The 25,348-nt window shown below is 52.5% G+C and carries 26 protein-coding genes; 8 read left to right on the forward strand and 18 right to left on the reverse strand.

All coding sequences use genetic code 11. The features are described from left to right. Positions 1–269 precede the first annotated feature (269 nt). Together nadA and pnuC are read left to right on the forward strand one after the other, a co-directional pair. Positions 270–1,313, forward strand: coding sequence for a quinolinate synthase NadA (gene nadA, locus OGV38_RS13380; RefSeq protein ID WP_269517634.1), 1,044 nt, complete (start codon positions 270–272; stop codon positions 1,311–1,313). Positions 1,314–1,340: 27 nt separating this feature from the next. Beyond that, on the forward strand, positions 1,341–2,060 hold the full coding sequence (pnuC, locus tag OGV38_RS13385; protein ID WP_019076307.1) for a nicotinamide riboside transporter PnuC: 720 nt from the start codon (positions 1,341–1,343) through the stop codon (positions 2,058–2,060). On the opposite strand, the gene zitB is transcribed toward pnuC, so the two are convergent. Then, the gene (zitB, locus tag OGV38_RS13390; RefSeq protein ID WP_019076308.1) at positions 2,057–2,998 is read right to left on the reverse strand and encodes a CDF family zinc transporter ZitB; all 942 of its coding nucleotides are present in this window, start codon (positions 2,996–2,998) and stop codon (positions 2,057–2,059) included. The genes pnuC and zitB overlap by 4 nt on opposite strands. A 113-nt stretch (positions 2,999–3,111) precedes the next feature. Next, the gene (locus OGV38_RS13395) at positions 3,112–3,486 is read right to left on the reverse strand and encodes a YbgS-like family protein (RefSeq protein ID WP_016152318.1); all 375 of its coding nucleotides are present in this window, start codon (positions 3,484–3,486) and stop codon (positions 3,112–3,114) included. 317 nt (positions 3,487–3,803) lie between these two features. Between OGV38_RS13395 and aroG the strand changes: the two genes are divergently transcribed. Then, the gene (gene aroG / locus OGV38_RS13400; protein WP_286473495.1) at positions 3,804–4,856 is read left to right on the forward strand and encodes a 3-deoxy-7-phosphoheptulonate synthase AroG; all 1,053 of its coding nucleotides are present in this window, start codon (positions 3,804–3,806) and stop codon (positions 4,854–4,856) included. Positions 4,857–5,010: 154 nt separating this feature from the next. On the opposite strand, the gene gpmA is transcribed toward aroG, so the two are convergent. The 7 genes from gpmA to modE all read right to left on the reverse strand — a co-directional run bounded on the left by gpmA (position 5,011) and on the right by modE (position 12,800). Then, positions 5,011–5,763 (reverse strand): 2,3-diphosphoglycerate-dependent phosphoglycerate mutase, encoded by a 753-nt coding sequence (gene gpmA, locus OGV38_RS13405; protein ID WP_003022999.1) that lies wholly within the window; start codon positions 5,761–5,763, stop codon positions 5,011–5,013. Between the two features lie 232 nt (positions 5,764–5,995). Continuing rightward, positions 5,996–7,036 carry a galactose-1-epimerase gene (gene galM, locus OGV38_RS13410; protein WP_019076309.1) on the reverse strand — a complete coding sequence of 347 codons (1,041 nt, stop codon included), beginning with the start codon at positions 7,034–7,036 and terminating at the stop codon, positions 5,996–5,998. Next, positions 7,030–8,178: a galactokinase gene (gene galK, locus OGV38_RS13415; protein ID WP_286473500.1), complete on the reverse strand. Its 1,149-nt coding sequence runs from the start codon at positions 8,176–8,178 to the stop codon at positions 7,030–7,032. Before galK ends, galM begins: the two co-directional genes overlap by 7 nt. 3 nt (positions 8,179–8,181) lie before the next feature. Next, a complete protein-coding gene (gene galT / locus OGV38_RS13420; protein WP_286473503.1) occupies positions 8,182–9,228 on the reverse strand; it encodes a galactose-1-phosphate uridylyltransferase in 1,047 nt (348 codons plus the stop codon). Between the two features lie 9 nt (positions 9,229–9,237). Beyond that, entirely contained in the window at positions 9,238–10,254 is a 1,017-nt protein-coding gene (gene galE / locus OGV38_RS13425) for a UDP-glucose 4-epimerase GalE (RefSeq protein ID WP_016152323.1), read from the reverse strand. 217 nt (positions 10,255–10,471) lie between these two features. After that, positions 10,472–11,944 carry a molybdate ABC transporter ATP-binding protein ModF gene (gene modF, locus OGV38_RS13430; RefSeq protein WP_269517628.1) on the reverse strand — a complete coding sequence of 491 codons (1,473 nt, stop codon included), beginning with the start codon at positions 11,942–11,944 and terminating at the stop codon, positions 10,472–10,474. A 67-nt stretch (positions 11,945–12,011) separates the two neighbouring features. Beyond that, a complete protein-coding gene (gene modE, locus OGV38_RS13435; RefSeq protein ID WP_016152325.1) occupies positions 12,012–12,800 on the reverse strand; it encodes a molybdenum-dependent transcriptional regulator in 789 nt (262 codons plus the stop codon). Positions 12,801–12,930: 130 nt separating this feature from the next. Here modE and OGV38_RS13440 point away from each other — a divergent pair, with 130 nt between their 5' ends. From OGV38_RS13440 to modC, 4 genes are all read left to right on the forward strand, one after another. After that, on the forward strand, positions 12,931–13,080 hold the full coding sequence (locus OGV38_RS13440; RefSeq protein WP_003023026.1) for an AcrZ family multidrug efflux pump-associated protein: 150 nt from the start codon (positions 12,931–12,933) through the stop codon (positions 13,078–13,080). Positions 13,081–13,281: 201 nt separating this feature from the next. Next, positions 13,282–14,055 (forward strand): molybdate ABC transporter substrate-binding protein, encoded by a 774-nt coding sequence (gene modA, locus OGV38_RS13445; RefSeq protein ID WP_149381143.1) that lies wholly within the window; start codon positions 13,282–13,284, stop codon positions 14,053–14,055. Further along, positions 14,055–14,744 carry a molybdate ABC transporter permease subunit gene (gene modB / locus OGV38_RS13450; protein ID WP_016152327.1) on the forward strand — a complete coding sequence of 230 codons (690 nt, stop codon included), beginning with the start codon at positions 14,055–14,057 and terminating at the stop codon, positions 14,742–14,744. The genes modA and modB overlap by 1 nt, the downstream gene beginning before the upstream one ends. 2 nt (positions 14,745–14,746) lie before the next feature. Further along, complete coding sequence (gene modC, locus OGV38_RS13455; protein ID WP_019076313.1) at positions 14,747–15,805, forward strand: molybdenum ABC transporter ATP-binding protein ModC; 1,059 nt, start codon at positions 14,747–14,749, stop codon at positions 15,803–15,805. Here modC and OGV38_RS13460 read toward each other — a convergent pair whose 3' ends face one another. After that, positions 15,806–16,624, reverse strand: coding sequence for a pyridoxal phosphatase (locus OGV38_RS13460; protein ID WP_019076314.1), 819 nt, complete (start codon positions 16,622–16,624; stop codon positions 15,806–15,808). It lies immediately after the preceding gene. 165 nt (positions 16,625–16,789) lie between these two features. Here OGV38_RS13460 and pgl point away from each other — a divergent pair, with 165 nt between their 5' ends. Continuing rightward, positions 16,790–17,785 carry a 6-phosphogluconolactonase gene (pgl, locus tag OGV38_RS13465; protein WP_049042052.1) on the forward strand — a complete coding sequence of 332 codons (996 nt, stop codon included), beginning with the start codon at positions 16,790–16,792 and terminating at the stop codon, positions 17,783–17,785. 114 nt (positions 17,786–17,899) lie between these two features. Here the strand turns inward: pgl and OGV38_RS13470 are convergent, their stop codons facing one another. Genes OGV38_RS13470 through OGV38_RS13505 form a run of 8 tightly spaced genes read right to left on the reverse strand, consistent with a single transcriptional unit; the run spans position 17,900 to position 25,341 of the window. Then, positions 17,900–19,258, reverse strand: coding sequence for a hypothetical protein (locus OGV38_RS13470; protein WP_019076316.1), 1,359 nt, complete (start codon positions 19,256–19,258; stop codon positions 17,900–17,902). A 14-nt stretch (positions 19,259–19,272) separates the two neighbouring features. Continuing rightward, entirely contained in the window at positions 19,273–20,049 is a 777-nt protein-coding gene (locus OGV38_RS13475; protein ID WP_237703325.1) for a M23 family metallopeptidase, read from the reverse strand. A gap of 12 nt (positions 20,050–20,061) precedes the next feature. After that, entirely contained in the window at positions 20,062–20,859 is a 798-nt protein-coding gene (locus OGV38_RS13480; RefSeq protein WP_149381141.1) for a prepilin peptidase, read from the reverse strand. A 12-nt stretch (positions 20,860–20,871) separates the two neighbouring features. Next, positions 20,872–21,909 (reverse strand): type II secretion system F family protein, encoded by a 1,038-nt coding sequence (locus tag OGV38_RS13485; protein WP_137381033.1) that lies wholly within the window; start codon positions 21,907–21,909, stop codon positions 20,872–20,874. Then, complete coding sequence (locus OGV38_RS13490) at positions 21,893–23,422, reverse strand: ATPase, T2SS/T4P/T4SS family (RefSeq protein WP_502874073.1); 1,530 nt, start codon at positions 23,420–23,422, stop codon at positions 21,893–21,895. Before OGV38_RS13490 ends, OGV38_RS13485 begins: the two co-directional genes overlap by 17 nt. Next, complete coding sequence (locus tag OGV38_RS13495; protein WP_019076321.1) at positions 23,419–23,955, reverse strand: hypothetical protein; 537 nt, start codon at positions 23,953–23,955, stop codon at positions 23,419–23,421. Before OGV38_RS13495 ends, OGV38_RS13490 begins: the two co-directional genes overlap by 4 nt. Next, positions 23,937–24,791: a hypothetical protein gene (locus tag OGV38_RS13500; protein ID WP_019076322.1), complete on the reverse strand. Its 855-nt coding sequence runs from the start codon at positions 24,789–24,791 to the stop codon at positions 23,937–23,939. The genes OGV38_RS13495 and OGV38_RS13500 overlap by 19 nt, the downstream gene beginning before the upstream one ends. A 4-nt stretch (positions 24,792–24,795) precedes the next feature. Beyond that, a complete protein-coding gene (locus OGV38_RS13505) occupies positions 24,796–25,341 on the reverse strand; it encodes a hypothetical protein (RefSeq protein WP_019076323.1) in 546 nt (181 codons plus the stop codon). Positions 25,342–25,348 lie beyond the last annotated feature (7 nt).

A 25,348-nucleotide genomic window follows, 5' to 3' on the forward strand; every position in this document is an offset into this window, starting at 1 on the left:
GTGTAAAAAGGCGCCCTAAAGGCGCCTTTTTGCTATCTGCGATTTATAAGATTGCCTGATGTCCTTTGCTTATCAGCCTACAGACGACACTACTCGTGTAGGCCGGATAAGACGTCAGACGCCATCCGGCATTCATCACACGCAATTATTGTGACTTTTCTGCGCCAATCCGCTATCTTGTTTAGCATACAAAACAAATCAAACCGAATATGGCGTGCGTCACGCTTTTAATCGGTTATTTCGTTAAGTCAGTGAAACGAGAAAGCAAGATGAGCGTGATATTTGATCCAGAAGCAGCAATTTATCCGTTTCCGCCGAAGCCAGTACCGCTAAGTGTGGATGAAAAGCAATTTTATCGTGAAAAAATTAAGCGCCTGCTGAAAGAGCGTGATGCCGTTATGGTCGCGCATTATTACACCGATCCTGAAATTCAGCAGTTAGCGGAAGAGACCGGGGGCTGTATTTCTGATTCTCTGGAGATGGCGCGGTTCGGTGCAAAGCATTCTGCCTCTACGCTGCTGGTTGCGGGCGTGAGGTTTATGGGAGAAACTGCCAAAATTCTCAGCCCGGAAAAGACCATCCTGATGCCGACCTTACAGGCGGAATGTTCATTAGATCTGGGCTGTCCGATTGACGCGTTCAGCGCATTTTGCGACGCGCATCCGGATCGTACCGTGGTGGTTTACGCCAATACCTCTGCTGCCGTTAAAGCACGTGCGGACTGGGTCGTGACTTCCAGTATCGCGGTTGAACTTATTGAACATCTTGATAGTTTAGGTGAAAAAATCATCTGGGCTCCGGACAGACATTTGGGCAACTACGTGCAAAAACAGACCGGCGCAGACGTGCTCTGTTGGCAGGGCGCCTGTATCGTCCACGACGAGTTTAAAACCCAGGCTTTAACACGCATGAAAGGGCTTTACCCTGATGCCGCGGTGCTGGTGCACCCGGAGTCCCCTCAATCTATCGTTGATATGGCAGATGCGGTTGGCTCAACCAGCCAGCTCATCAACGCGGCTAAATCGTTACCGCATAAGCAGTTGATTGTGGCGACTGACCGGGGCATTTTTTACAAAATGCAGCAGGCCGTTCCGGATAAAGAGCTGCTTGAAGCTCCGACGGCTGGCGAGGGGGCAACCTGTCGCAGCTGTGCGCATTGTCCGTGGATGGCGATGAATGGCCTGAAAGCGATTGCTGAGGGCCTGGAACATGGCGGCGCGGCTCATGAGATACATGTTGAGGACTCGCTGAGAGAAGGGGCGCTGTTGCCGTTAAACCGTATGTTGGAATTTGCGGCTACACTTCGAGCGTAATTATTTATTTTTGCTCTGGGGGAAAAGATGGACTTTTTTAGCACGCAGAACATTCTGGTACATATTCCGATTGGCGCGGGTGGTTACGATTTGTCGTGGATCGAAGCCGTGGGGACGATCGCCGGGTTGCTGTGTATTGGCCTGGCGAGCCTTGAGAAAATCAGCAATTACTTCTTCGGTCTGATAAACGTCACGCTGTTTGCAATTATCTTCTTTCAGATCCAGCTCTATGCCAGCTTGTTGCTGCAAGTTTTCTTCTTTGCCGCAAATATCTACGGCTGGTATGCCTGGTCCCGGCAAACCAACCAGCATGAAGCGGAACTGAAAATTCGCTGGCTACCGCTTCCAAAAGCGATCGGCTGGCTGGCGGCTTGCGTGGTGGCGATCGGCCTGATGTCGATCTATATCGATCCGGTCTTTGCGTTCCTGACAGGCATTGCGGTGAATATTATGCAGGCATTGGGATTACAGGTTGTTGTGCCTGAACTACAACCCGATGCATTCCCGTTCTGGGACTCCTGCATGATGGTGCTGTCGATTGCGGCGATGATCCTGATGACGCGCAAATACGTTGAAAACTGGCTGCTGTGGGTGATCATTAACGTCATTAGCGTGGTGATCTTTGCCCTGCAAGGCGTATATGCCATGTCGCTGGAATATATGCTCCTGACGGTTATCGCCCTGAACGGTAGCAGGATGTGGATTAACAGCGCGCGTGAGCGGGGTTCCCACGCGCTTTCTCATTAATGGTGATGATGTGAATGGCCGGACACGCCCTGATACAGGTGACAGTCCGGCCCATTGCACGGCTGATACTCCATTTGGATTGTGGCGTGTTCAATCTGGTAGTGATGGATAAGGAAATGCTGAATACGCTCCAGCAACGCATCGTGATCGTGTGGCGGGATCACCTGAACATGCAGTGTCATTACCGGTTTTTCGCCCACCATCCAGACATGGACATGGTGAACGTTGCGGACTTCAGGGATATCCCGGCTGAGATGGCGCTGCAGTGCGGCGATATCCAGCGTCAGCGGGGCACCTTCCAGTAATTCATTAACGCTATCTTTTAGCAATCGCCAGGCGCTACGCAGCACCAGCACGGAAACCAGAATCGAGAGAATTGGGTCCGCGGGTGTCCAGCCCGTCCAGATAATAATCAGCGCAGCGATGATTGCCCCGACAGAGCCGAGTAAATCGCCCATCACATGCAGCGCCGCGGCGCGGACGTTCAGATTTTTCTCTTCACTGCCGCGATGTAAAACCCAAAAAGCGAGCACGTTGGCCAGTAGACCCGCGACAGCAATAACCATCATCATGCCGCCAGCCACGGGGCGAGGCGTCTGGAAGCGCTCAATCGCCTCCCAGACGATTAAAATGGTGATAACGACCAATGCGATGGCATTAACAAATGCGGCCAGCGTCGTGAGCCTCAGCCAGCCGAAGGTGTGTCGTATTGTGGGCGGGCGACGGGAAAACCGGACGGCCAGCAGCGCGAAAAGCAGCGCCGCAGCATCCGTGAGCATATGCCCGGCGTCGGCCAGCAAGGCCAGTGAACCAGAAAGTATTCCACCCACCACTTCAACCAACATAAATCCGGCTGTAATGCAGAATGCGAACATCAGTCGGCGGGCATTATTGTCCTTGGGTTGCTCAGAGGAAGTATGAGTATGTGCGTGCGCCATTATGCCATCCCTTTGTTATTCTCATCTTTACTGTATGCCATCATACCGTTTTTGGGATGATAAAATTAAAAAGGAGAGCTATTGCTCTCCCGTTATTAGCTTTAATTTCAGCGTTACTGCGTGGTGCCATCAGTTTTTGTGTCAACATCATTGTTGATGCCGTTTCCGGTCTCAACCTTCTTATTCACATCAGGGCAGCGACCGTCCTTACACATCGTGTTTTTGTGCATCTCATCTTTGGTCATCCCTTCATGGTTCATTGATGAACCGTCCGGGTGCAGCATTGTGCCACCTGAATTCACGTTACTGTTGTCGACATTATTTGGTGCCACGTTTTCGCGGGCGTCTGGGGCGACTTGTCCTGCATCAGCCGAGGAATTTGCCTGACCGTTATTGGACTGCGCGTTGCTTTCTGCAGCCAGTGCCGCGCCGCTGGCGAGGCTAAGTGTAGCGGTAAGGAAGAGTGAAGCCAGCTTTGTCATATGCATATTATGCTCCTGTTAAGGTCGATATGTCGGATAACGTCTTCCAACAGTGCATGTGCCAGTTACATCATTAATATGTGGTTAATCGTTTTGCTATGGAAATTAAAACCAGCATAGAATCTTGAAATCTATGAAAATTAAAGCTGTTACAGTTAGAAATTGTAGTTTGGATCTCGTTTTTCGCTACTTTATTGCGTTTTTTTGGCCAATTCCAGGATTAATCCGTCCAAAGTGTAAAACCCCGTTTACACTTTATGACTGAAGATATAGATTGGAGGGATTGCATTCATTTATATAAGTATGGCAACGCTGGAATAATCATGAATTATCAGAACGACGATTTACGCATTAAAGAGATCAACGAGTTATTACCACCAGTCGCACTGCTGGAAAAATTCCCCGCTACTGAAAATGTCGCCAATACGGTGGCCCATGCCCGTAAGGCGATTCATAAAATTCTGAAAGGGAGCGACGATCGCCTTCTGGTGGTGATTGGGCCGTGCTCTATTCATGATCCGGCAGCTGCCAAAGAGTATGCCACTCGTCTGCTGGCGCTGCGCGAAGCGTTAAAAGGTGAGCTTGAAATCGTCATGCGCGTCTATTTTGAAAAACCGCGTACCACCGTTGGCTGGAAAGGGCTTATCAACGACCCGCACATGGACAATAGCTTCCAGATCAATGATGGGCTGCGCATTGCGCGTAAACTGCTGCTGGATATCAACGACAGCGGATTGCCGACTGCGGGTGAATTCCTCGATATGATCACCCCACAATATCTCGCCGATCTGATGAGCTGGGGCGCGATTGGGGCACGTACAACAGAATCTCAGGTGCACCGCGAGCTGGCATCGGGTCTGTCCTGCCCGGTTGGTTTTAAAAACGGAACCGATGGCACCATCAAAGTGGCGATTGATGCAATCAACGCTGCTGGGGCACCGCACTGCTTCCTGTCTGTCACCAAATGGGGTCATTCAGCGATCGTGAATACCAGTGGTAATGGCGATTGCCATATCATTCTGCGCGGTGGCAAAGAGCCGAACTACAGCGCTCAGCACGTTGCGGACGTGAAAGAAGGTCTGGTCAAAGCAGGACTCTCTGCGCAAGTGATGATCGACTTCAGCCATGCCAACTCCAGCAAGCAGTTCAAAAAGCAGATGGATGTTGCGAAAGATGTTTGCGGACAAGTCGCCGGTGGCGAAAAAGCAATTATTGGCGTGATGATCGAAAGCCATTTGGTGGAAGGTAATCAGAATCCGGATAGCGGTGAGCCGCTAACCTACGGTAAGAGCATCACCGACGCCTGCATTGGTTGGGAAGATACCGATGCGGTGCTGCGTCAACTGGCGGATGCGGTAAAAGCGCGTCGCGGTTAACCAAGTCCCCTGGGCCTGAGAAGCGTAGCGCCATCAGGCATTCCGTTGCAGACTGCCGGATGGGGCGATGTCTTATCCGGCCTACATTTTCTGGTCGTGCCGAAATAAAAAAGCGTGGAGGAATCCACGCTTTGTCTTTAACTTACCGCGAAAATTACTTCGCTTTACCCTGGTTCGCAACGGCCGCCGCTTTTGCTGCGATCTCGTCAGCGTTACCCAGATAGTAGTGTTTGATCGGCTTGAAGTTTTCGTCGAACTCATACACCAGCGGTACGCCGGTCGGGATGTTCAGTTCAAGGATCTCATCTTCGCCCATGTTATCAAGGTATTTAACCAGCGCACGCAGAGAGTTACCGTGAGCGGCGATAATTACGCGCTCACCGCTTTTCATGCGCGGCAGAATGGTTTCATTCCAGTAAGGGATAACGCGATCGATGGTCAGCGCCAGGCTTTCGGTAACCGGTAACTCTTTGTCGGTCAGCTTCGCATAACGCGGATCGTGACCCGGGTAACGCTCGTCGTCTTTGGTCAGTTCCGGCGGGGTAACCGCAAAGCCGCGACGCCACTGCTTAACCTGCTCATCACCGTATTTTTCCGCGGTTTCTGCTTTGTTCAAACCCTGCAGCGCACCGTAATGGCGTTCGTTCAGTTTCCAGGATTTCTCAACCGGCAGCCAGGCCTGATCCAGTTCGTCCAGTACGTTCCACAGGGTGTGGATGGCACGTTTCAGCACGGAGGTATAAGCAAAATCAAAGCTGTAGCCTTCCTCTTTCAGCAGTTTTCCTGCCGCTTTTGCTTCGCCCACGCCTTTCTCGGACAGATCAACATCATACCAACCGGTAAAACGGTTTTCGTTGTTCCACTGACTTTCACCGTGACGTACCAGAACCAGCTTAGTTACAGCCATACATTCACTCCTATAAATCACATCGAATGATAATAATTCTCATTATATTGCCGTAATGTGTAAGCGGCAATGCTTACGCATAACCATAGCGAAAATAGCGCTACAGTGTAAGGTTCTTGTGAACTCAAGGTTGCGATTTTGTCTTTGAGTGGTGGGGATTTGAGCGGTTCTACTGTGATTAACAAGCACCAGGCCCGAAAAGATACGTCATCGGGCCTGGGAGGGGAAACGATCAAGCTGGAATAAACTGATATTCCGTCACGCTGGCATACTCTTCACCCGGACGCAGGAAACAATCCGCCTGTGGCCACTCTGGGTGGTTCGGGCTGTCCGGCAGAAATTCACTTTCCAGCGCCAGGCCTTGCCAGTCTTCGTAGGCCTCTGGCCCGCGGGAAGGTGTACCACCGAGGAAGTTACCGGAGTAAAACTGCAATGCCGGGGCCGAGGTGTAGACCACCATCTGCAGTTTTTCATCCTGTGACCACAACTGAGCGACCGGCGTACGCGCATTGCCCTGTGCCTGAAGCAGGAAGGCGTGATCGTAACCTTTCACCTTGCGCTGATCGTCATCGGCCAGAAATTCACTACTGATGATTTTAGGGGTGCGGAAATCGAACGTGCTACCGGCGACGGATTTCAGTCCATCATGCGGGATACCCATTTCGTCAACCGGTAAGTACTCGTCCGCCAGAATTTGCAGCTTATGCTGGCGCACATCCGTTTTATCGCCGTCGAGGTTAAAATAGACGTGATTTGTCAGATTCACCGGGCAGGGTTTATCGACCGTGGCACGATAAGTTATCGAAATACGATTATCATCAGTCAGGCGATACTGCGCGGTGGCGCAAAGATGGCCTGGGAAGCCCTGATCGCCATCGTCAGACGTTAAGGCGAACAGCACCTGACGGTCATTCTGATTGACTATCTGCCAGCGACGTTTGTCGAAACCGTCCGGCCCGCCGTGTAGTTGGTTATTGCCCTGACTCGGCAGTAATTCAACGGTTTCGCCAGCAAAGGTATAGCGGCTGTTGGCGATACGGTTCGCGTAGCGGCCAATCGAAGCCCCCAGAAATGCAGCCTGTTCCGGGTATTGTTCCGGGCTGGCGCAGCCGAGTAATGCTTCGCGCACGCTACCATCGCTAAGCGGTATACGCGCAGAGAGCAGGGTAGCCCCCCAGTCCATGAGCGTGACTACCATCCCTGCGTCATTGCGCAGGGTGAGCAGGCGAAACGGTTGACCGTCCGGAGCCTGCACGGGGATTTCGTTTAACATTGTCCGGCTCCTTGTGAAGGTTTGCAGACGTAGAATGTTTCTTTAATACCGGTTTTTGCCTCGTACTGTGCGGCGACAGCCTGCTGAACGGCAGGAACCAAATCTTGCGGGATCAGCGCCACGATGCAGCCGCCGAAGCCGCCGCCGGTCATCCGCACACCGCCTTTATCACCGATGGTCGCTTTGACAATCTCTACCAGCGTATCAATTTGCGGCACCGTGATTTCAAAGTCATCGCGCATTGAGGCGTGAGATTCCGCCATCAGCTGGCCCATGCGCAGCAGGTCGCCTTTTTCCAGTGCCTGTGCGGCTTCAACGGTACGCGCATTTTCCGTGATGACGTGGCGCACGCGTTTGGCAACAATCGGATCCAGCTCGTGGGCGACAGCGTTAAACGCTTCGAGGCTGACATCACGCAGCGCTGGCTGCTGGAAGAAACGCGCGCCAGTTTCACACTGTTCGCGACGGGTGTTGTATTCGCTGCCGACCAGCGTGCGTTTAAAGTTGCTGTTGATGATCACCACCGCTACACCCTCGGGCATAGAAATGGCTTTGGTGCCCAGCGTACGGCAGTCGATCAGCAGCGCATGATCTTTCTTGCCAAGTGCGGAGATCAGCTGATCCATGATGCCGCAGTTACAACCGACAAACTGGTTTTCAGCTTCCTGGCCATTCAGGGCAATCTGCGCGCCGTCGAGCGGCAGATGATAGAGTTGCTGGAATACCGTACCAACAGCGACTTCCAGTGAGGCAGAAGAGCTTAAGCCCGCACCCTGCGGGACGTTACCGCTGATCACCAGATCCGCGCCGCCAAAGGCGTTATTGCGCTTTTGCAGATGCTTTACCACGCCACGCACGTAGTTTGACCACTGCTGGCTGTCGTGGGCGATAATCGGCGCATCGAGAGAGAACTCATCAACCTGATTGTCGTAATCAGCGGCGATGACGCGTACTTTTCGATCGTCGCGTGCCGCGCAGCTGATGACGGTTTGATAGTCGATGGCGCAGGGCAGAACGAAGCCGTCGTTATAATCGGTATGTTCGCCGATCAGGTTTACACGACCCGGTGCCTGAATAGTATGGGTGGCAGGGTAGCCAAACGTTTCTGTAAACAGAGATTGTGTTTTTTCTTTCAGACTCATTATTTACACTCCGGATTCGCGAAAATGGATGTCGCTGACCGCACGCAGTCGCTCAGCCGCTTGTTCTGCAGTCAGATCTCGCTGGGTTTCTGCCAGCATTTCATAACCGACCATAAATTTACGCACGGTCGCGGAACGCAGCGGCGGCGGGTAAAAGTGCGCGTGCAACTGCCAGTGTTCGTTTTCTTCACCGTTAAACGGCGCGCCGTGCCAGCCCATGGAGTAGGGGAATGAGCACTGGAACAGGTTGTCGTAACGACTGGTCAGTTTTTTCAACGCCAGCGCCAGGTCAGCACGCTGCTCGTTGGTCAAATCGGTAATACGCAGCACATGCGCTTTCGGCAGCAGCAGCGTTTCGAACGGCCACGCGGCCCAGTAAGGGACAACCGCCAGCCAGTGCTCAGTTTCAACGACCGTACGGCTGCCGTCTGCCAGTTCACGCTGGACGTAATCAACGAGCATCGGCGCGCCCTGTTCGGCGAAGTATGCTTTCTGTAGGCGATTTTCACGTTCAGCTTCGTTGGGCAAAAAGCTGTTGGCCCAAATTTGACCGTGCGGGTGCGGGTTCGAGCACCCCATCGCCGCGCCTTTATTCTCAAATACCTGCACCCAGGGATAGGTTTTCCCTAAGTCTTCGGTCTGCTCCTGCCACGTTTTTACGATTTCTGTCAGCGCAGGGACGCTGAGTTCTGGCAGCGTTTTGCTGTGATCGGGCGAGAAGCAAATTACGCGGCTGGTACCGCGCGCGCTCTGGCAACGCATCAACGGATCGTGACTGTCTGGCGCGTCCGGGGTATCGGACATCAGCGCCGCAAAATCATTGGTAAAAACATAGGTTCCGGTGTAATCCGGATTTACATCACCGGTAACGCGCGTATTGCCAGCACACAGGAAACAGTCCGGGTCATGTGCAGGCAGTACCTGCTTAGACGGGGTTTCCTGCGCCCCTTGCCACGGACGTTTGGCGCGATGCGGTGATACGAGGATCCACTGCCCGGTGAGCGGGTTAAAACGGCGATGTGGATGATCGACAGGATTGAATTGCGTCATGATTGGTCCTTAATCCGAATATCCTTGCGGGTGGCGTGACTGCCAGTGCCAGGTGTCTTGTGCCATTTCATCCAGTGTGCGGGTCACGCGCCAGTTAAGCTCGCGATCGGCTTTGCTGGCATCTGCCCAGTAAGCCGGAAGATCGCCATCACGGCGCGGGGCGAAATGGTAATTAATGGGTTTACCGCAGGCTTTGCTGAAGGCGTTGACCACGTCCAGTACGCTGCTGCCGATGCCTGCTCCGAGGTTGTAAATATGCACACCCTGTTTGCCCGCCAGTTTTTCCATCGCGACGACGTGGCCGTCGGCGAGATCCATCACGTGGATGTAGTCGCGAACGCCGGTGCCATCTTCAGTTGGGTAGTCGTTGCCAAATATGGCAAGGGACTCGCGGCGGCCCACGGCAACTTGTGCGATGTAAGGCATCAGGTTGTTGGGAATACCTTGCGGATCTTCCCCCATATCGCCCGACGGATGAGCACCAACCGGGTTAAAGTAGCGCAGTAAGGCGATACTCCAGTCGGGGTGTGCTTTTTGCAGGTCGGTCAGGATTTGTTCTACCATCAGCTTGCTTTTGCCGTACGGACTTTGCGGCGTGCCGGTAGGGAAGCTTTCAACGTAAGGAATTTGTGGCTGATCGCCATAGACGGTCGCGGAGGAACTAAAAATGAAGTTTTTCACGTTGGCTGCGCGCATTGCATTCACCAGACGCAGGGTGCCATTGACGTTGTTGTCATAGTACTCCAACGGCTTGGCAACCGATTCTCCAACGGCTTTTAAACCCGCAAAATGGATGACCGTGTCAATGGCATGATCGTGCAGAATCTCGGTTATCAGCGCTTCGTTACGGATATCCCCTTCCACGAAGGTCGGCTGCTTGCCACCTAAACGCTCAATGACGGGCAAAACGCTGCGTTTGCTGTTGCAGAGATTGTCCAGGATCACCACCTCGTGACCGTTTTTCAACAACTGCACGCAAGTGTGGCTTCCAATGTAACCGCTACCACCTGTAACCAATACTCTCATAATTCGCTCCGTTAAGCCTATGGTATGCAATAACCATAGCATAACAAAGATACGAAAAGTGTGACATGGAATAAATTAGTGGAATCGTTTACACTCCATAAGTTTCACGCATTTTTAATGGTTATTTTATTTTAAATCATTATGTTAGGTTGTTATTTCAGCGTTTGTCTGAAAAAAAGCAGAAAAAAAGGGCGTGATAAACGCCCTGCAATGAAAACTAACGCAGAGACGTTAGTCGATAGGCGTAGATGTCGTTCTCGGGCACAAACTCCAGTCGATGGGTAATGCAGGCTGGGGCATCTTCGGCGTGGTGAGAGACGAACAGCAGTTGAGTTTCACCTTCACCGATTAGCACATCCACAAAACGGCGAATCAGTTGGCGATTGAGCGGATCTAACCCTTGCAAAGGCTCGTCAAGGATCAACAACGTCGGGTGTTTAACCAGCGCGCGAACAATCAGTGCCAGCCGCTGCTGTCCCCAGGAAAGACTATGAAATGGCGCATCCGCGGTACGTTTATCGAAGCCAAGGATATCCAGCCACTGTTGCACCAACTTGTGCTGCCTGTCGGAAACGGCCTGATAGATGCCGATTGAATCAAAATAACCAGAGAGAATAACGTTGCGAACTGTGGTACTCACCCGGTAATCCAGATGCAGACTGCTGCTGACGTAGCCGATGTGTTTTTTGATATCCCAGATAGTTTCACCGCTGCCACGGCGACGGCCAAACAGGGTCAGGTCGTTGCTGTAACCTTGGGGGTGATCGCCGGTGATTAAACTGAGCAGAGTTGATTTTCCCGCTCCGTTGGGGCCGACGATTTGCCAGTGTTCCCCCGGATTTACCTGCCAGCTCAAATGGTGAAGGATAGGGCGATCGTTATACGAGACCGTGCCATCGTTAAGCACAATTCGCGGCTCGTTATCTGACAACGTACGGCGCACCGAAGGCTCGTCCGGCTCAGGTAACTGAATTCCTTCCAGCTGCTCGCTATGGGCAAGCTGAGCGATTAATGCCTGTTGCAGAAGGTCGGTTTTTGCGCCGGTTTCTGTCAGTGTGCAATCGGCAAGTACGCCAGCAAACTGCACGAACTCGGGAATTTCATCAAAGCGGTTAAGTACCAGCACCAGCGTAAAGCCGGCCTGATGCAACTCAGCGAGCAGTTCTGCTAACTGACGGCGTGACGCCACGTCCAGCCCGTCAAAGGGCTCATCAAGGATCAGTAAATCCGGCGCGGACATTAACGCCTGACAGAGCAGGGTTTTACGTGTTTCACCGGTGGAAAGGTATTTGAAACGCCTGTTGAGCAGGGAAGAAATGCCAAACTGCCGCGCCAACGCAGCGCAGCGGGCGGGATCGTTGACCTCATCCTGGATGATTTCGGCGGTGGTGCGCCCGGTGTCGTCTTCACCGGGACTAAGAAGATCGGTGTTGTTTCGCTGCCACTCGTCGCTGACTAGCTTTTGTAGCTGCTCAAAGGAGAGTCGGGTAATACGCGTGAACTGACAGTGGCGCTCGCCTTTCAGAAGCGGCAGTTCTCCCGCCAGTGCGCGGGCCAGCGCGGATTTCCCGCTCCCGTTAGCGCCAACAAACGCCCAGCTATCACCCGCGTTTAACGTCAACGCATCTAACTGGAGCGTTTTTGTGTCGCTAAGACGAAACGTGCCTTGCGAAATTTGCAACGATGACATTTTGTATCCCATTATTTGCAGCGATTAATAACAGGGATACGTGTTCTTCAGGCTGATGTCAATCTACTCAGCACAGCGTGGCGATAATCACTCTGTCAGCATTAAACCAGGCGGTGACGTTAGCGCCTTCTTGCAGCGTTGCGGCGTCTTGGGCCGGAACGGTGGCGCACAGCGTCTGGCCGTCTGGTAACGTCATCAGCACTTCACACTGTTCCGCACCGCGTTCAATATGGCTAATCGTGCCCTGCAACTGGTTATCGGCGGCCTGAGCGATGGCGTCGTCCTGAGTGATTCCCACCCATGGCGCTTTCAGCAGAATCAGTACTTCTTTGCCTTCCTCAAGACCCAGACGCTCGCCGCTTTGCGCAGTGATCGCCACTTTCAGGCGCGTTTCGCCATCGGCCAGCAGGACGTCGACATGCTGCTGGACCTGATCGTGGTCGCGGGCGGTGATTGTGCCAAACCATTGGTTACGGGCGCTGGTTTGCAGTGAAAATCGAGAGATAGCCGCCAGCAGGCTATTGAGCGGTAGCGCATCGTCATCGCTCAAAACATCAAAGGCTTTTTGTTGGATCTGCGCCAGCAAATCATACAACTGGATTAAGCGTTGGCCGTAGCGCGTTAATACCGCGCCGCCGCCGCCTTTGCCGCCGGTGGCGCGCTCAACCAGCGTCTGCTCGCTGAGTTGGTTCATTTCGTTAATCGCATCCCAGGCGCTTTTGTAGCTAATACCTGCATCCTTCGCGCCCTGACTGATAGAACCGGAAAGCGCAATATGCTTAAGCAGAGAAATGCGACGGGGATCGGCAAACAGTTTTTGCTGAAGTTTCAGCGTAAGAAGGATTTCGGCCTGCATCACAAGCTCCTGGCAAAAAAGGGTATTGTGACGGAAAACCGTGCCTGAGCAAAGCCGACCGCACAAAAGGGGAGTGCTTTTCTGCGTTATGTGGTTAGAATACAGCTAAGGACTACATCTGGAGTTGACCATGTTAGAGTTATTGAAAAGTCTGGTATTCGCCGTAATCATGGTACCTGTGGTAATGGCCATCATTCTGGGTCTGATTTACGGACTGGGTGAAGTGTTCAACATTTTCTCCGGTATCGGTCAAAAAGACCAGTCCAGACAGAATCATTGATTCCCCAAACGCCCGCTCAGTCGGGCGTTTATATTTTTTATGCCTTCCAACCCGTTTTCTCTGTCTACCGTTTCTCAAGATCCTGCTTTCCCTGCCGATATTTTCTTCGTGTAACCTCAAATTGGTATCAATAACCACTGGGAAAATCCTGGTTTACTCGTTATATTTGCGACTACATAACGAAACGCAAAGGAGTTACAGATGGCACGTACATGGTTACGCTTGTTTGCCGGGGCAACACTTTCTCTTACTGTTGCCGGGCATGCGCTGGCGGATGAAGGAAAAATTACTGTTTTCGCAGCGGCTTCACTGACTAACGCGATGCAGGATATTGCGACGCAATACAAAAAAGAGAAGAACGTTGACGTTGTCTCTTCTTTTGCGTCTTCTTCCACGCTGGCGCGCCAGATTGAAGCAGGCGCTCCGGCCGATCTGTTTATCTCTGCCGATCAGAAATGGATGGATTACGCGGTAGACAAAAAGTCGATTGATACCGCAACGCGTGAAACGCTGTTGGGTAACAGCCTGGTGGTTGTCGCACCGAAAGACAGTGCGCAGAAAGACTTCACCATCGACAGCAAAACCAACTGGACCCGTTTGTTAAATGGTGGGCGTCTGGCCGTTGGCGATCCGGAACATGTTCCGGCGGGCATTTATGCTAAAGAAGCGCTGCAAAAATTGGGGGCATGGGATACCCTGGCCCCGAAACTGGCACCTGCCGAAGATGTGCGCGGTGCGCTGGCGCTGGTAGAGCGTAACGAAGCGCCGCTGGGGATCGTCTATGGTTCCGATGCTGTCGCCAGCAAGGGCGTAAAAGTTGTTGCGACTTTCCCGGAAGATTCACACAAAAAAGTGGAATACCCTATCGCAATTGTTGATGGGCACAAAAACGCAACGGTCAGCGCGTTCTATAATTACCTGAAAGGACCGCAGGCTGCTGAAATCTTTAAACGTTATGGATTTACGACCAAGTAATGATACTGACCGATCCTGAATGGCAGGCCGTTATACTGAGCCTGAAAGTTTCTTCCCTGGCTGTGTTGTTTAGTCTGCCGTTTGGGATCTTCTTTGCCTGGCTGCTTGTGCGATGCAAGTTCCCGGGCAAAGCGCTGCTCGACAGCGTTCTGCATTTGCCGCTGGTACTGCCGCCGGTCGTGGTGGGCTATCTGCTGTTGGTCGCCATGGGACGCCGCGGATTCATTGGCGAATGGCTGTATGACTGGTTTGGCATTACCTTTGCCTTTAGCTGGCGCGGTGCGGTATTGGCTGCGGCGGTGATGTCTTTCCCGCTAATGGTACGGGCTATTCGTCTGGCGCTGGAAGGTGTCGATGTCAAGCTGGAGCAGGCGGCCCGCACGCTGGGCGCTGGACGCTGGCGCGTATTTGTCACGATTACTTTACCGCTGATGCTACCCGGCATTATTGTCGGTACGGTGCTGGCGTTCGCGCGTTCCCTCGGGGAATTTGGCGCAACGATTACCTTTGTCTCCAATATTCCTGGCGAAACCCGCACTATCCCGTCGGCGATGTATACCCTGATCCAGACCCCCGGCGGCGAAAGCGCGGCGGCAAGGTTATGTATCATTTCTATTGTGTTAGCGCTGATTTCACTGCTGATTTCTGAATGGCTGGCGCGTATTAGCCGTGAACGGACGGGGCGGTAATCATGCTGGAACTTAATTTCTCCCAGACGCTGGGGACGCATTGCCTGACGCTTAACGAAACGCTGCCAGCCAGTGGGATCACCGCTATTTTTGGCGTTTCCGGTGCGGGTAAAACCTCGCTGATTAACGCCATCAGCGGCCTGACGCAGCCGCAGTCCGGGCGCATCGTGCTTAACGGTCGGGTTTTGAACGACGTCGAGAACGGTATCTGTTTAACGCCCGAAAAACGCCGGGTGGGCTATGTTTTCCAGGATGCGCGCCTGTTTCCGCATTATAAAGTGCGCGGCAACCTGCGTTACGGTATGGCGAAAAGTATGGCCGGACAGTTTGATAAGCTGGTGGCCCTGTTGGGCATTGAATCGCTGCTTGACCGTCTGCCTGGCGGTCTTTCTGGCGGTGAAAAACAGCGCGTAGCCATCGGTCGGGCGCTGCTTACCGCGCCGGAACTGTTGTTGCTTGATGAGCCGCTAGCCTCGCTGGATATCCCGCGTAAGCGCGAACTGTTGCCTTACCTGCAACGCCTGGCGCGTGAAATTAATATTCCGATGCTGTACGTCAGCCACTCGCTCGATGAAATCTTGCACCTGGCTGACAAAGTGATGGTGCTGGAAAACGGGCAGGTCAAAGCGTTCGGATCGCTGGAAGATGTCTGGGGCAGCAGCGTGATGCACCCGTGGCTACCAAAGGAACAGCAAAGCAGCATTCTGAAAGTCAGCGTGCTGGAACATCATCCACATTACGCAATGACTGCACTGGCGCTTGGCGATCAGCATCTATGGGTCAATAAGCTGGATCAACCGCTGCAAACTGTGCTGCGTATTCGTATTCAGGCATCTGATGTTTCGCTGGTGCTTCAACCGCCGCAGCAGACCAGTATTCGTAACGTGCTGCGGGCGAAAGTCGCGCAGTGCTATGACGATAATGGTCAGGTGGAGGTTCAGCTTGAAGTGGGCGGTAAAACGCTGTGGGCGAGGATCAGCCCGTGGGCCAGGGATGAACTGGGTATCAAACCTGGCCTGTGGCTGTACGCGCAAATTAAGAGCGTATCGATTACCGCGTGATTACAGCAGGTGGGAGTAGATAAATTTCGCGATGCTGTCGGTGGTGTTGTCACCAATTACGATGTTGGCGCGGGCTTTGACCGCGTCGTCCGCATTACCCATCGCCACGCCGGTACCTGCGGCTTCCAGCATGCTGATATCGTTAAAGTTGTCACCAAAGGCAATGACGTTTTCCATTGACCCGCCCTGTGCTTCAATCCACTGGGTAAGGCGTCGTCCTTTGCTGTTGCCTTTACGGGCAATGTCGACCTGATCGTGCCAGGACCATTCACACTCCAGCCCCAACTGTTGTTCAACATGCTTACCAAACTGCTGCAGTTTCGGAATATCTTCGTCGGTGAGGGCAAATTTCCAGACGGCGTTAACGTCATGTGCGGCCTGCGCCAGCGAAGGCACCTGGGTGAAGGTCGGGCGCTGTTCCGGCGGCAGGGTTTGCGCCCAGTTAGCGGTACGCACCACATGCCCGGTTGGGCGCTCATACAGCATGGCCTCATCCACATACATCAGCCCGTGGATCTGATGTTCATCCAGCATTTCGATCAGCTGTAATGCCTGGTTTACCGGAAGGGGATCGGATTCCAGTACCGTTTTTGCCTGATAATCATACAAGTAGGTGCCGTTGCAGCAAATTGCAGGTGTATCCAGCGCCAGTGCCTGATAAAAAGGATGAATAGCAACGTGATGGCGACCTGTGACAATGATAAGTTGGTATCCTGCTTCTCTGGCGCGCGCGAGCGCTTCAACAGAGGATGGCAGCAAGGTTTTTTTCGGGGTCAACAGGGTACCGTCTAAATCCAGGGCAATCACGCGTGCGGTCATAGTTATTTCCAGATTAAGGTTGAGAATTTTATCTGCTGGAATGGTACACCGAGACGGGAGCCGGACAAAATTCTGCGCCTTAATTAAGCATTCACCGTTAAAAGCGTCTACCTTAGGCGTGTGTCAGGCAATTGCAGCCACCTGCCAAAAAGCAAAGGAGTATTCATGAAGCAAACCGTTTATACCGCCAGCCCTGAAAGTCAGCAAATCCACGTCTGGAGCCTGAATCATGATGGTTCTTTGACGCTGACGCAGGTGGTTGATGTGCCGGGTCAGGTACAGCCGATGGTCGTCAGCCCGGATAAGCGCTACCTCTATGTTGGCGTGCGCCCGGAGTTTCGCGTGTTGGCTTACCGCATTGCACCTGATGACGGTGCGCTGACCTTCGCGGCGGAGTCTGCGCTGCCGGGTAGCCCGACGCATATTTCTACCGATCATCAGGGACGTTTCGTGTTTGTCGGCTCTTATAACGCCGGGAGCGTGAGCGTCACGCGTCTGGAAGATGGCCTGCCGGTGGAACAGGTTGACGTGGTTGAAGGTCTGGACGGCTGCCACTCGGCCAACATCTCACCGGATAACCGTATCCTGTGGGTTCCGGCGTTGAAACAGGATCGTATCTGTCTGTTTGAGGTAAGCGATGATGGACATCTGGTGGCGCAGGAACCGGCTGAAGTGACCACCGTTGAAGGTGCTGGCCCGCGTCATATGACGTTCCATCCGAATAAGCAATTTGCCTACTGTGTGAATGAGCTGAACAGCTCCGTTGACGTCTGGGCGCTGAAAGATCCGTACGGCAAGATTGAGTGTGTGCAGACGCTGGATATGATGCCGGCTGATTTCACTGATACCCGTTGGGCAGCGGATATTCACATTACACCGGATGGTCGTCATCTGTACGCCTGTGACCGCACCGCCAGCCTGATTACGATCTTTAGCGTGTCTGAAGATGGCAGCGTGCTGACCAAAGAGGGTTTCCAGCCTACTGAAACTCAGCCGCGCGGGTTTAATATCGATCACAGCGGTAAATACCTGATTGCTGCCGGGCAAAAATCGCACCATATCGCGGTGTATGAGATTGCTGGCGAGCAGGGGCTGCTGGCAGAGAAGGGGCGTTATGCAGTGGGGCAGGGACCGATGTGGGTCGTGGTGAACGCCTACTAACGCCATCAGTCAGAGCAGGAAAAGCCTGTTTAAAGATAAAAGCGAGGTTTACATCCGTGTGAACCTCGCGGGTAACAAATTAACTCATACGGCGCAGACGCCGCCGGTCAGCTATTAATAGCGCGTCTTGTAGGCACATATCTTCTTCAGATAACTTTCACTGGTTTCCCCAGCAGGGACGACTACATATTCAGGGAGTTCCTTAGGGCCTGATGAACATTTCCAGTCATATTTGCGAAGTTTAACCCCTACTCCACCGATACCCGAACCCATGTAATTATCCCTTGCCATGGGGGCGCGGGTGCCACCATCATGTATCTCCATATGGGCGACAGATTTAATGTCCACCTCCAGATAGTCAATATTTCTGAAATCCAAAATGCGACCGTATCCGTCGCTGTCGTTACGTTCCGGTTCATTCAAGTGGAGGTCGGACGCCACTGGGTTCATGTTTCTGAAAGAGGTAAAACCTTTCTCATAAAACGATTTCAGAATAGGGGGCGGATTCGAATCACCCGAGTCATTCGTTGAGGAGTCATTCGTTGAGAGAAATTCCATCTCATAGTTTTCTGGACTCACGCTGGTATATTTTATCGCTATAATGGGGAAAGTATAAAGAGAACCCGGATTACCCCGTTGAGCTTCAAACCCCATTACCTCAATAACCATATACTCCAGATTATTACTGGGGATATAGATATAGCCGCTGGGTTTACCTCCCGCAGCACCAGGACGTTGATAACCACCACAGTACAAGGAACCCGCATCTTCGCAGAGTTCTGGATCTTGCGTATTGAACATAGCAGAAAGCTGGACATCATTATCAGGCTCAGGCATGTCTGCTTTGTCCTCTATGTTATTTCCGCAATCTTTATATCCCAAATAAAACCCCCGAAAAAATCGCGTTCTCCTGCTATAATCAGTTCTATAATACTTTGGGTCGTAGCAATATATGTCATCGTTAGCTTTGGGTGAACCAAGCCAAGTGGATCCAGTAGCCGCACCGGTGTTAGAATAAACCCAGACTAACCCTTCCAGATGCTCCGATGATCCTAGTTGAAACAGTTTTCTATTACGGGCTGTGCTCTCATCATCGCCTTCAGCATTAGCCAAAGTAACGCTACACGGCGCACCGAACGAAAATGGACAATTTGGCAGATTCGGTCCAATAAAAGAAAATCGCGGACGCCCCCGCTCCTGATCGACGCCCTTGGTTTTCCAGTAAACATTCACGCCTGTGGTCTGATAGCGACCAAGCGATGGCATACCCAGACTGTTAAAATCACTCGAAACCTTAACGAGAAAATAATGTGATCCCGGCAGTTTCAGCGGTGGCTGCGGAGGCAGAAAGCCAAAATGCCCTTTGCTGTTCTCTGGCTCCTGAGTGTCGTCACTTGCCAACACACCAGGGTTAAAAAGCAGCGCAGCCGCCAGCAACCCCGCCGATAAAGCGATCCTTTTCTTTTTTTCCATTGTGTAGCTCCTTGTTATACAGCGGAAATAATCTGATATTTACCACTGCGCAACAGCACGACCTGATAGTTGCCAAACACCATACTACCTGGTGCCACGGTGCGCGTTTTGTTGTTAAACCGGACGGTAATCCGGGTTCCGCCCGGTCCCTGAGAAACCAGCACGACCCGAGGCTGAGCGTCGGATTTTTCTTCCGTGGACGCCCGCCCGGCGCGCGCCAGCAGCGGGGTGTTGTTCAGCAAGGGCTGCGGGTCGAGCGCCACGCCCCGCCAGGCAATTTCCAGATGCAGGTGCGGGCCGGTGCTAAAACCGCTGCTGCCGGATGCGGCGATCTCTTCGCCCGCCGTCAGCTTTTCGCCTTTTCGCACCCGCGTAGAGGCGAGATGAAAATAGCGGCTCTGCCAGCCGTCCGCATGACGGAGAGTGATAAAGTATCCGGTGCCGCGACCGTAGCCGCTCTCCACCACTTCGCCGTCGGCAATTGCATGCACGCTGCTGCCGAATGGCACAGGAATATCCATCCCTTTATGCTGCATCATGCGCCCCAGCACAGGGTGCAGGCGTTGTCCAAATCCTGAGCTGATCTGGCGCTTTGCCACGGGCCAGATAAAGCGTACCGGCGCGTTATCATCAATCACCTCCGCAGCGCTGGACGATATCTGCAGGTTCTCTTCTGACCACACTTGCGCCGCCTGTAATGACGGAACGAAAGCTTGCTGCCAGGCCTGCTCGCAGCTGGTCGTCGCCAGCGGCGCCATTGTCAGCCATATGCTCCATATCAGACACGACACGATCGACCCCCGTCAGAGCAGCAGTAAAAACGCGACCAGCGCGATAGCCGGACCGAACGGAATATAAAAGCGATGTTTGTCATCCTCTTGCGTATAAAAGAACCGCACACCGGCGTAAAACAGCAGCCCGGCCAGCGCCGAAAAGCAGAGTAATTCCGGCAGGCGCTGCCAGCCAAGCCATGCCCCGCAGGCGGCGTAGAGCTTGACGTCGCCGTAGCCCAGACCGTCGCGTTTGCACAACGTCTCCCACAGCTTCATCACGCCCCACAGCAATAACCAGGCGATGGCGACGCCATAAACCGCGTCCTTCACTCGCACCATGGAGTAGCCCGATGCGGCAAGCAGTAGCCCGCCCCAGAGCACGGTGAAGACCAGCGCGTCTGGCAGAATCAGATGTTTAAAATCGATAACCGCCGCGCTGTAGAGCACCATAAACAACAGCGCATATGCCAGCGCGAGCTGAGGAGACCATTGCGGCAGGTAAAACCAGGCCAGCGCCCCCCATACCAGCCCCATCGCCAGTTCAGAAATCGGATAAATAACCGGGATCGCAATGCCGCACTGGCGGCATTTGCCCTTCAGTAACAGCCAACTGAGAACCGGAATATTATCCCAGGGCTTAATATCTGATTTACAGGCAGGGCAGTGCGACGGCGGCCACCACAAATTAACAGCCGCCCCTTCTGAATCATCCTCATCTATTACGCCAAGCATCAGCGGCAGACGATAAATAATCACGTTGGCTAAGCTGCCAAACAGCAATCCAAGTGGGATAAAAATAGCCACCATCCATGGCATTAACAGTTCCATGATTTAATTTTCCTAAAAAGAACCGCTGGCGCCCATCGCCGCCAACTTGTCGCTGAGCGAAAACAACGCGGCAAAAACCCATATTACGCAACCGCCTAATATCAGCGTGGAGAGCGCTTTTAATAACCCGGAAAGTTTAGTGATATATTCCCGAATGTGTTCACGTGATTTATTCGATACCGCCAGCAGCACCTCATTAAACGAAGGTAGCGCGGCGTAAAGGCTGATATTGAGCAGCGTTTCCGTGTTCAGTAAACCCGAATTGAGCGCTTCTCCATAGCTGACGCCTGCCGCCATTTTCTTCTGCATCCCGGCCAGGTGCCAGCGCAGCCAGCGGCTGGAGTTCAGGTTAATAATGCTGAGCGCATCGTTGAGCGGAATGCCGTTTTTTAACATCAGCGCAAGGTTGTTGAGAAAAATAGAGGCGGTCAACTGCTTATACGTTGAGAACGGCATAATTCGGTCAAGAAACTGATTACGAATATTCCCGGTCATTTTACCCATCGCCGTTTTTATCACGGTAACCAGCGCAATAAAACCAATGAGGATATATATCCACAGCCCATTACACAGCGCCATCCCAAAAATATAGAGCGCGCTGGTGACGCCAGGCCATTTTTCAACCGGTACAACGCCTTCAAAAGCCGGGAACACCTTATAGGCATAACCCGCAATTACCACCAGCGACAGGACCAGCATAATGAGCGGGAAGGTGATGGCGCCGACGATTTTCTTGCGCAGTTCATCGTTATAATTAATCACGTTTACCAGGGTGATAAAACCGTCGGCCAGGCTGCCGCTGCGCTCCGCCGCGTTAATCACGCTCAGTTCAGATTCAGGGACCAGCCCCTCGAAAACCATTGCAATGGAGGTGGTTTTCGCCATTTTCGCGGTCAGCTCTTCCAGACGTTTAGCAAATCCTTTGCCGAGCAGTTTTTCCCCTTCCGCGCGTAATTTTTGCAACGCGTCATACAACGGAAGTTCAGCGTTAATCATGTCCGCGCAAAACTGATAAAGATAAATACGCTGTTTCTTACCGAATTTTTTCAACTATTACCTCCAGCTCTTCCTGAACGATTTGCCCAAACTCCATTTGAAACCAGGTCGCGCACACGCGTCCCTGAAGTACCGCCGCCATCGTTTTTTCTTTAATTTCGAATCCTTCACTCAGGTCGGTCTGTTTTAATCGCTTCGCGCGCCAGATGGTATAAACTTTAAGCCACTTCTGTTCGGCAATGGCCTCCAGCTCGTCATACACCGGCAGCAAATACTCCATCACCAACTGGCGTCCGCCAATACCGGTATGTTTGCAGGCCGGACAGCCTTCAGCGTTTTTTTCATAAAGCTGGAACTCACGTCCCTTAATGGCGGTGGTCCGTAACGACGTTTTACATTGCGGGCACAGAACTGGTATTAGCTTCTGGCACTGTAAGCCCGCAATAAAGCCCGGCGTTGAAAGCTTATCGCTGGTAATACCGAGCGCGGATAAGCGTTGTAATAACGAAACGATGTTGCCTGCGTGCACGGTGGTAAAGCAGTAGTGACCACTTTCCACCGCCCCGGCCAGCGCGTTAGAAGAGATATTGTCGCGAATTTCCCCTACCATCAGTACGTCCGGGTCGCGACGTAGCGAGGATTTGATCGCCGAATGGAATCCTCCGGATTCGCCGCTTAATACCGAACTTTGCGTCGCGCCATAGATCTGATATTCGACCGGATCTTCTACGGTCAGAAAACAGCCGCGATTGTCGTAGCGGTTGATCTGCATCCATTCCATCAAATTCTTCAGGGTAGTGGATTTTCCCGAACCGGTTGTTCCGGCAATAATATAAGCCCCGTAGGGGTTGCTCAGGATCCTTTTGAGGTCGCTAATTTCTTCATCGGAAACGCCAAGCTTATCCAGGCTCGCGACGCTGGCTCTGTCCAGACCCGATGGAATAATACGCAATACCGCGTGATAGCAATCGCTGGTCTCGCCAAATATCGGATAGTGCGCATAGCGGAAGCGGTAGCTTTTCCCCGCCAGCGAATAGAGGATATTGGCGTTTTGCGCAATATTGCGGTTCCAGGTGGTGTCGCGGGTGCTTGCCTCAACGTTATAGAGCACGAACACCAGCTCATCGCAGCGTGACGCCTTCATCTGTATAAACGGACAAAGCACGCCGTTAATGCGCAGCTCAATATTCGCCACCATATCATTACGCGTGATATGCAGGTCGCTGGCCTTCAACGCCACGGCCTTTTTCAGCATCTCTTCCAGCGCAAGCTGTGTGTTACTGCTTTCCTGCTCAAGCAGCTTACTTCCTGCCGACAGCAGCTGTTCAACGATCAGGTAATAATTTTTCTCAGTAACCTGCGCTATTCCCTTAACCTGAATATTATGGGAAACCTGCAGGCGGTGGCACACCGCCTGCATTGGCGCCAGATTATCAATCAAAGGCGTGGATACCAGTAACCAGGCTTCATCCGCATGTTCAGCAACCAGAATATCGCCGTCATACTCCTGGAATTGCCACTCCTGAGAATGAATGTTCTCCTCGTTAAACTGGATATAATCGATCACTTACCCACAACCTCGACCGTCACGTCATTTGCCTTGTTATGACGCGCAATATAGTCATAACCGCCGTAACTAAAACGCTGATTCAGCGGCACCATCTTCACGCCGCCGTCGGCGCCGGCAATCGCCACGCGTTTTTGACCCGCGATTTCGGAAATCAGCAGCGGCCGCAGCCCTGGCGCAGATTCTGAAGTTGCTCCTGGGGAAGCGCTAATATCATCCATTGTGCTGGCGGTGCTCACCGGCATAACCGCTACGCTATCCGTCTTTTTCTCACCGCGCAGCTTGCGCAGCTCGCTACGGACTTTTTCCAGCGCAAGCTGATTCGCCAGCTCGCGGTACTGGCTCTCGAAGTTGAAATCTTTTTCTATCATCTCAACAACGTGATCCTGCATCGGCGATACGTCCCTTAACGGCGGCGTGCCTTCCGCTTGCACAACCTGCTGCGCGGGGATGATTTCTGCCGTATCTGCGGCGTAAAGAGCAGGTGAAAGCGTCAACACTATTCCCGCAATAATTAATTTCCCTTTTTGCATGCCAGTCCTCCGGTAACGAGCGTTGAGTTTTCATTGAATACGATTGATTTGATAATAAACGCGTCGGCAAAGGGTTGCTTATTCAACACCAGCGACACGCCTGAGAAATCCATTTTGGTCGGTGAGGTGATCGTCCAACCGGCGAACAGCATGCCGAATGACGTTACCGCACTTTTCAGCGCGCTTTCATTTTGCTCGACGTCAGAGGAGGGCATCCCCGTTAATACCAGTTCGGTATTTCGTCCGCCTAATGAGTTCCAGGTGCTGATATAACTTAATACATCGGTACAGACCGGCAGATTGACCGTGTTTTTACTCTGCCACGCGCTGAGCCATGGGTGTTTATTCATCCCGGACTCTACGCCCGTATAGTCCAGGGTGTTATTTGAAAAACTGGGTGACCAGGTTTTTCCCCAGAGATTAATATCGGCCACGCTAAATATCCGCCCTGGATTCAGCGCATAGCTGAGTGAACAGCCCGTACTGGTACATTCAATATCTTTTGGCGCAAAGCCCACCTGCGACAGTTTTTTATTCGCCAGCAAGAGCTGCTCCAGCAGCAGGCTGGCATCAGAAATGCTACCGCCCGTGAGCGAGTTGCGATAAAAATCTTCGATAGCTGTGATTTTTTGCTGGCGGGCAGCCTGTTCAGCCTTGACTCTGGCCAATCGTTCCTGCTCCGGTTTCCAGATAAAATAGTAATAGCCCGACCCGCCGCCGCCAGCTAATAAAATCAGTAGCGTAACGACCCAGACGATAATTTTACCGCCTCGCCCGGTAGAACCGCCCCCTATATTACGACGCTTCCAGAAATAGAGATTTTCAGAGACCGCCACGTTCTCATCCTTTTATAAATAATTTCAGCAGTGTCATAAACACCAGTAAAAATACGATGCCGCCTGCTATCAGAGCGCCGATCATCATCTGCCGCCGCTTTTTCTGCCGATGCTGATGTCCAGTACAGCCTTCAATCACTGCCTCAATGTGCTGTTCCGTTAAATGAATTAACGGTAGCTCCGCATACTGTGGCGATTCTTTCAACTGCTCTTTCAGCTTCATCCAGAAGCGTCTGGAGACCAGACGATCGCTGCCCGAAACGGGAACACCGTGCGAGATAATCAGGAAATAGCAGCTTTCCGCCTGCTCATAATAATAAATACCGTCACCGTACAGGGCTTTCATCCACAGGGCGAAAGGCTCATATAAGGTGGAGTGTTTGGTACAGAAACCCGTAACCATTTCCCCTTCATCAGACTGGCCCGTTAACTGGCGATGGGTTCGCCGCAAATGTGCCAGCCAGTCAAGATAATAAGGCTCGTGATAGGCAGGCTCGTAGCTCCAGACCAGATCAATTAATACCCGATTTTCTGATAAGTGCTTAAGCATGATGCCC

It is taken from the genome of Citrobacter sp. Cb080, assembly GCF_030334745.1.
GTDB classification, from domain to species: domain Bacteria; phylum Pseudomonadota; class Gammaproteobacteria; order Enterobacterales; family Enterobacteriaceae; genus Citrobacter; species Citrobacter braakii.

What these genes read in the sequence shown, in the direction of transcription:
- OGV38_RS13495 (WP_019076321.1), bottom strand. Translation starts at nt 23,955, where the DNA reads ATGCAAAAAGGGAAATTAATTATTGCGGGAATAGTGTTGACGCTTTCA.
- OGV38_RS13470 (WP_019076316.1), bottom strand. Translation starts at nt 19,258, where the DNA reads ATGGAAAAAAAGAAAAGGATCGCTTTATCGGCGGGGTTGCTGGCGGCT.
- pnuC (WP_019076307.1), top strand. Translation starts at nt 1,341, where the DNA reads ATGGACTTTTTTAGCACGCAGAACATTCTGGTACATATTCCGATTGGC.
- gpmA (WP_003022999.1), bottom strand. Translation starts at nt 5,763, where the DNA reads ATGGCTGTAACTAAGCTGGTTCTGGTACGTCACGGTGAAAGTCAGTGG.
- OGV38_RS13395 (WP_016152318.1), bottom strand. Translation starts at nt 3,486, where the DNA reads ATGCATATGACAAAGCTGGCTTCACTCTTCCTTACCGCTACACTTAGC.
- galT (WP_286473503.1), bottom strand. Translation starts at nt 9,228, where the DNA reads ATGACGCAATTCAATCCTGTCGATCATCCACATCGCCGTTTTAACCCG.
- modF (WP_269517628.1), bottom strand. Translation starts at nt 11,944, where the DNA reads ATGTCATCGTTGCAAATTTCGCAAGGCACGTTTCGTCTTAGCGACACA.
- aroG (WP_286473495.1), top strand. Translation starts at nt 3,804, where the DNA reads ATGAATTATCAGAACGACGATTTACGCATTAAAGAGATCAACGAGTTA.
- galM (WP_019076309.1), bottom strand. Translation starts at nt 7,036, where the DNA reads ATGTTAAACGAAATCCCCGTGCAGGCTCCGGACGGTCAACCGTTTCGC.
- galE (WP_016152323.1), bottom strand. Translation starts at nt 10,254, where the DNA reads ATGAGAGTATTGGTTACAGGTGGTAGCGGTTACATTGGAAGCCACACT.
- OGV38_RS13460 (WP_019076314.1), bottom strand. Translation starts at nt 16,624, where the DNA reads ATGACCGCACGCGTGATTGCCCTGGATTTAGACGGTACCCTGTTGACC.
- galK (WP_286473500.1), bottom strand. Translation starts at nt 8,178, where the DNA reads ATGAGTCTGAAAGAAAAAACACAATCTCTGTTTACAGAAACGTTTGGC.
- pgl (WP_049042052.1), top strand. Translation starts at nt 16,790, where the DNA reads ATGAAGCAAACCGTTTATACCGCCAGCCCTGAAAGTCAGCAAATCCAC.
- nadA (WP_269517634.1), top strand. Translation starts at nt 270, where the DNA reads ATGAGCGTGATATTTGATCCAGAAGCAGCAATTTATCCGTTTCCGCCG.
- OGV38_RS13480 (WP_149381141.1), bottom strand. Translation starts at nt 20,859, where the DNA reads ATGGAACTGTTAATGCCATGGATGGTGGCTATTTTTATCCCACTTGGA.
- zitB (WP_019076308.1), bottom strand. Translation starts at nt 2,998, where the DNA reads ATGGCGCACGCACATACTCATACTTCCTCTGAGCAACCCAAGGACAAT.
- modB (WP_016152327.1), top strand. Translation starts at nt 14,055, where the DNA reads ATGATACTGACCGATCCTGAATGGCAGGCCGTTATACTGAGCCTGAAA.
- modA (WP_149381143.1), top strand. Translation starts at nt 13,282, where the DNA reads ATGGCACGTACATGGTTACGCTTGTTTGCCGGGGCAACACTTTCTCTT.
- modC (WP_019076313.1), top strand. Translation starts at nt 14,747, where the DNA reads ATGCTGGAACTTAATTTCTCCCAGACGCTGGGGACGCATTGCCTGACG.
- OGV38_RS13505 (WP_019076323.1), bottom strand. Translation starts at nt 25,341, where the DNA reads ATGCTTAAGCACTTATCAGAAAATCGGGTATTAATTGATCTGGTCTGG.
- OGV38_RS13440 (WP_003023026.1), top strand. Translation starts at nt 12,931, where the DNA reads ATGTTAGAGTTATTGAAAAGTCTGGTATTCGCCGTAATCATGGTACCT.
- modE (WP_016152325.1), bottom strand. Translation starts at nt 12,800, where the DNA reads ATGCAGGCCGAAATCCTTCTTACGCTGAAACTTCAGCAAAAACTGTTT.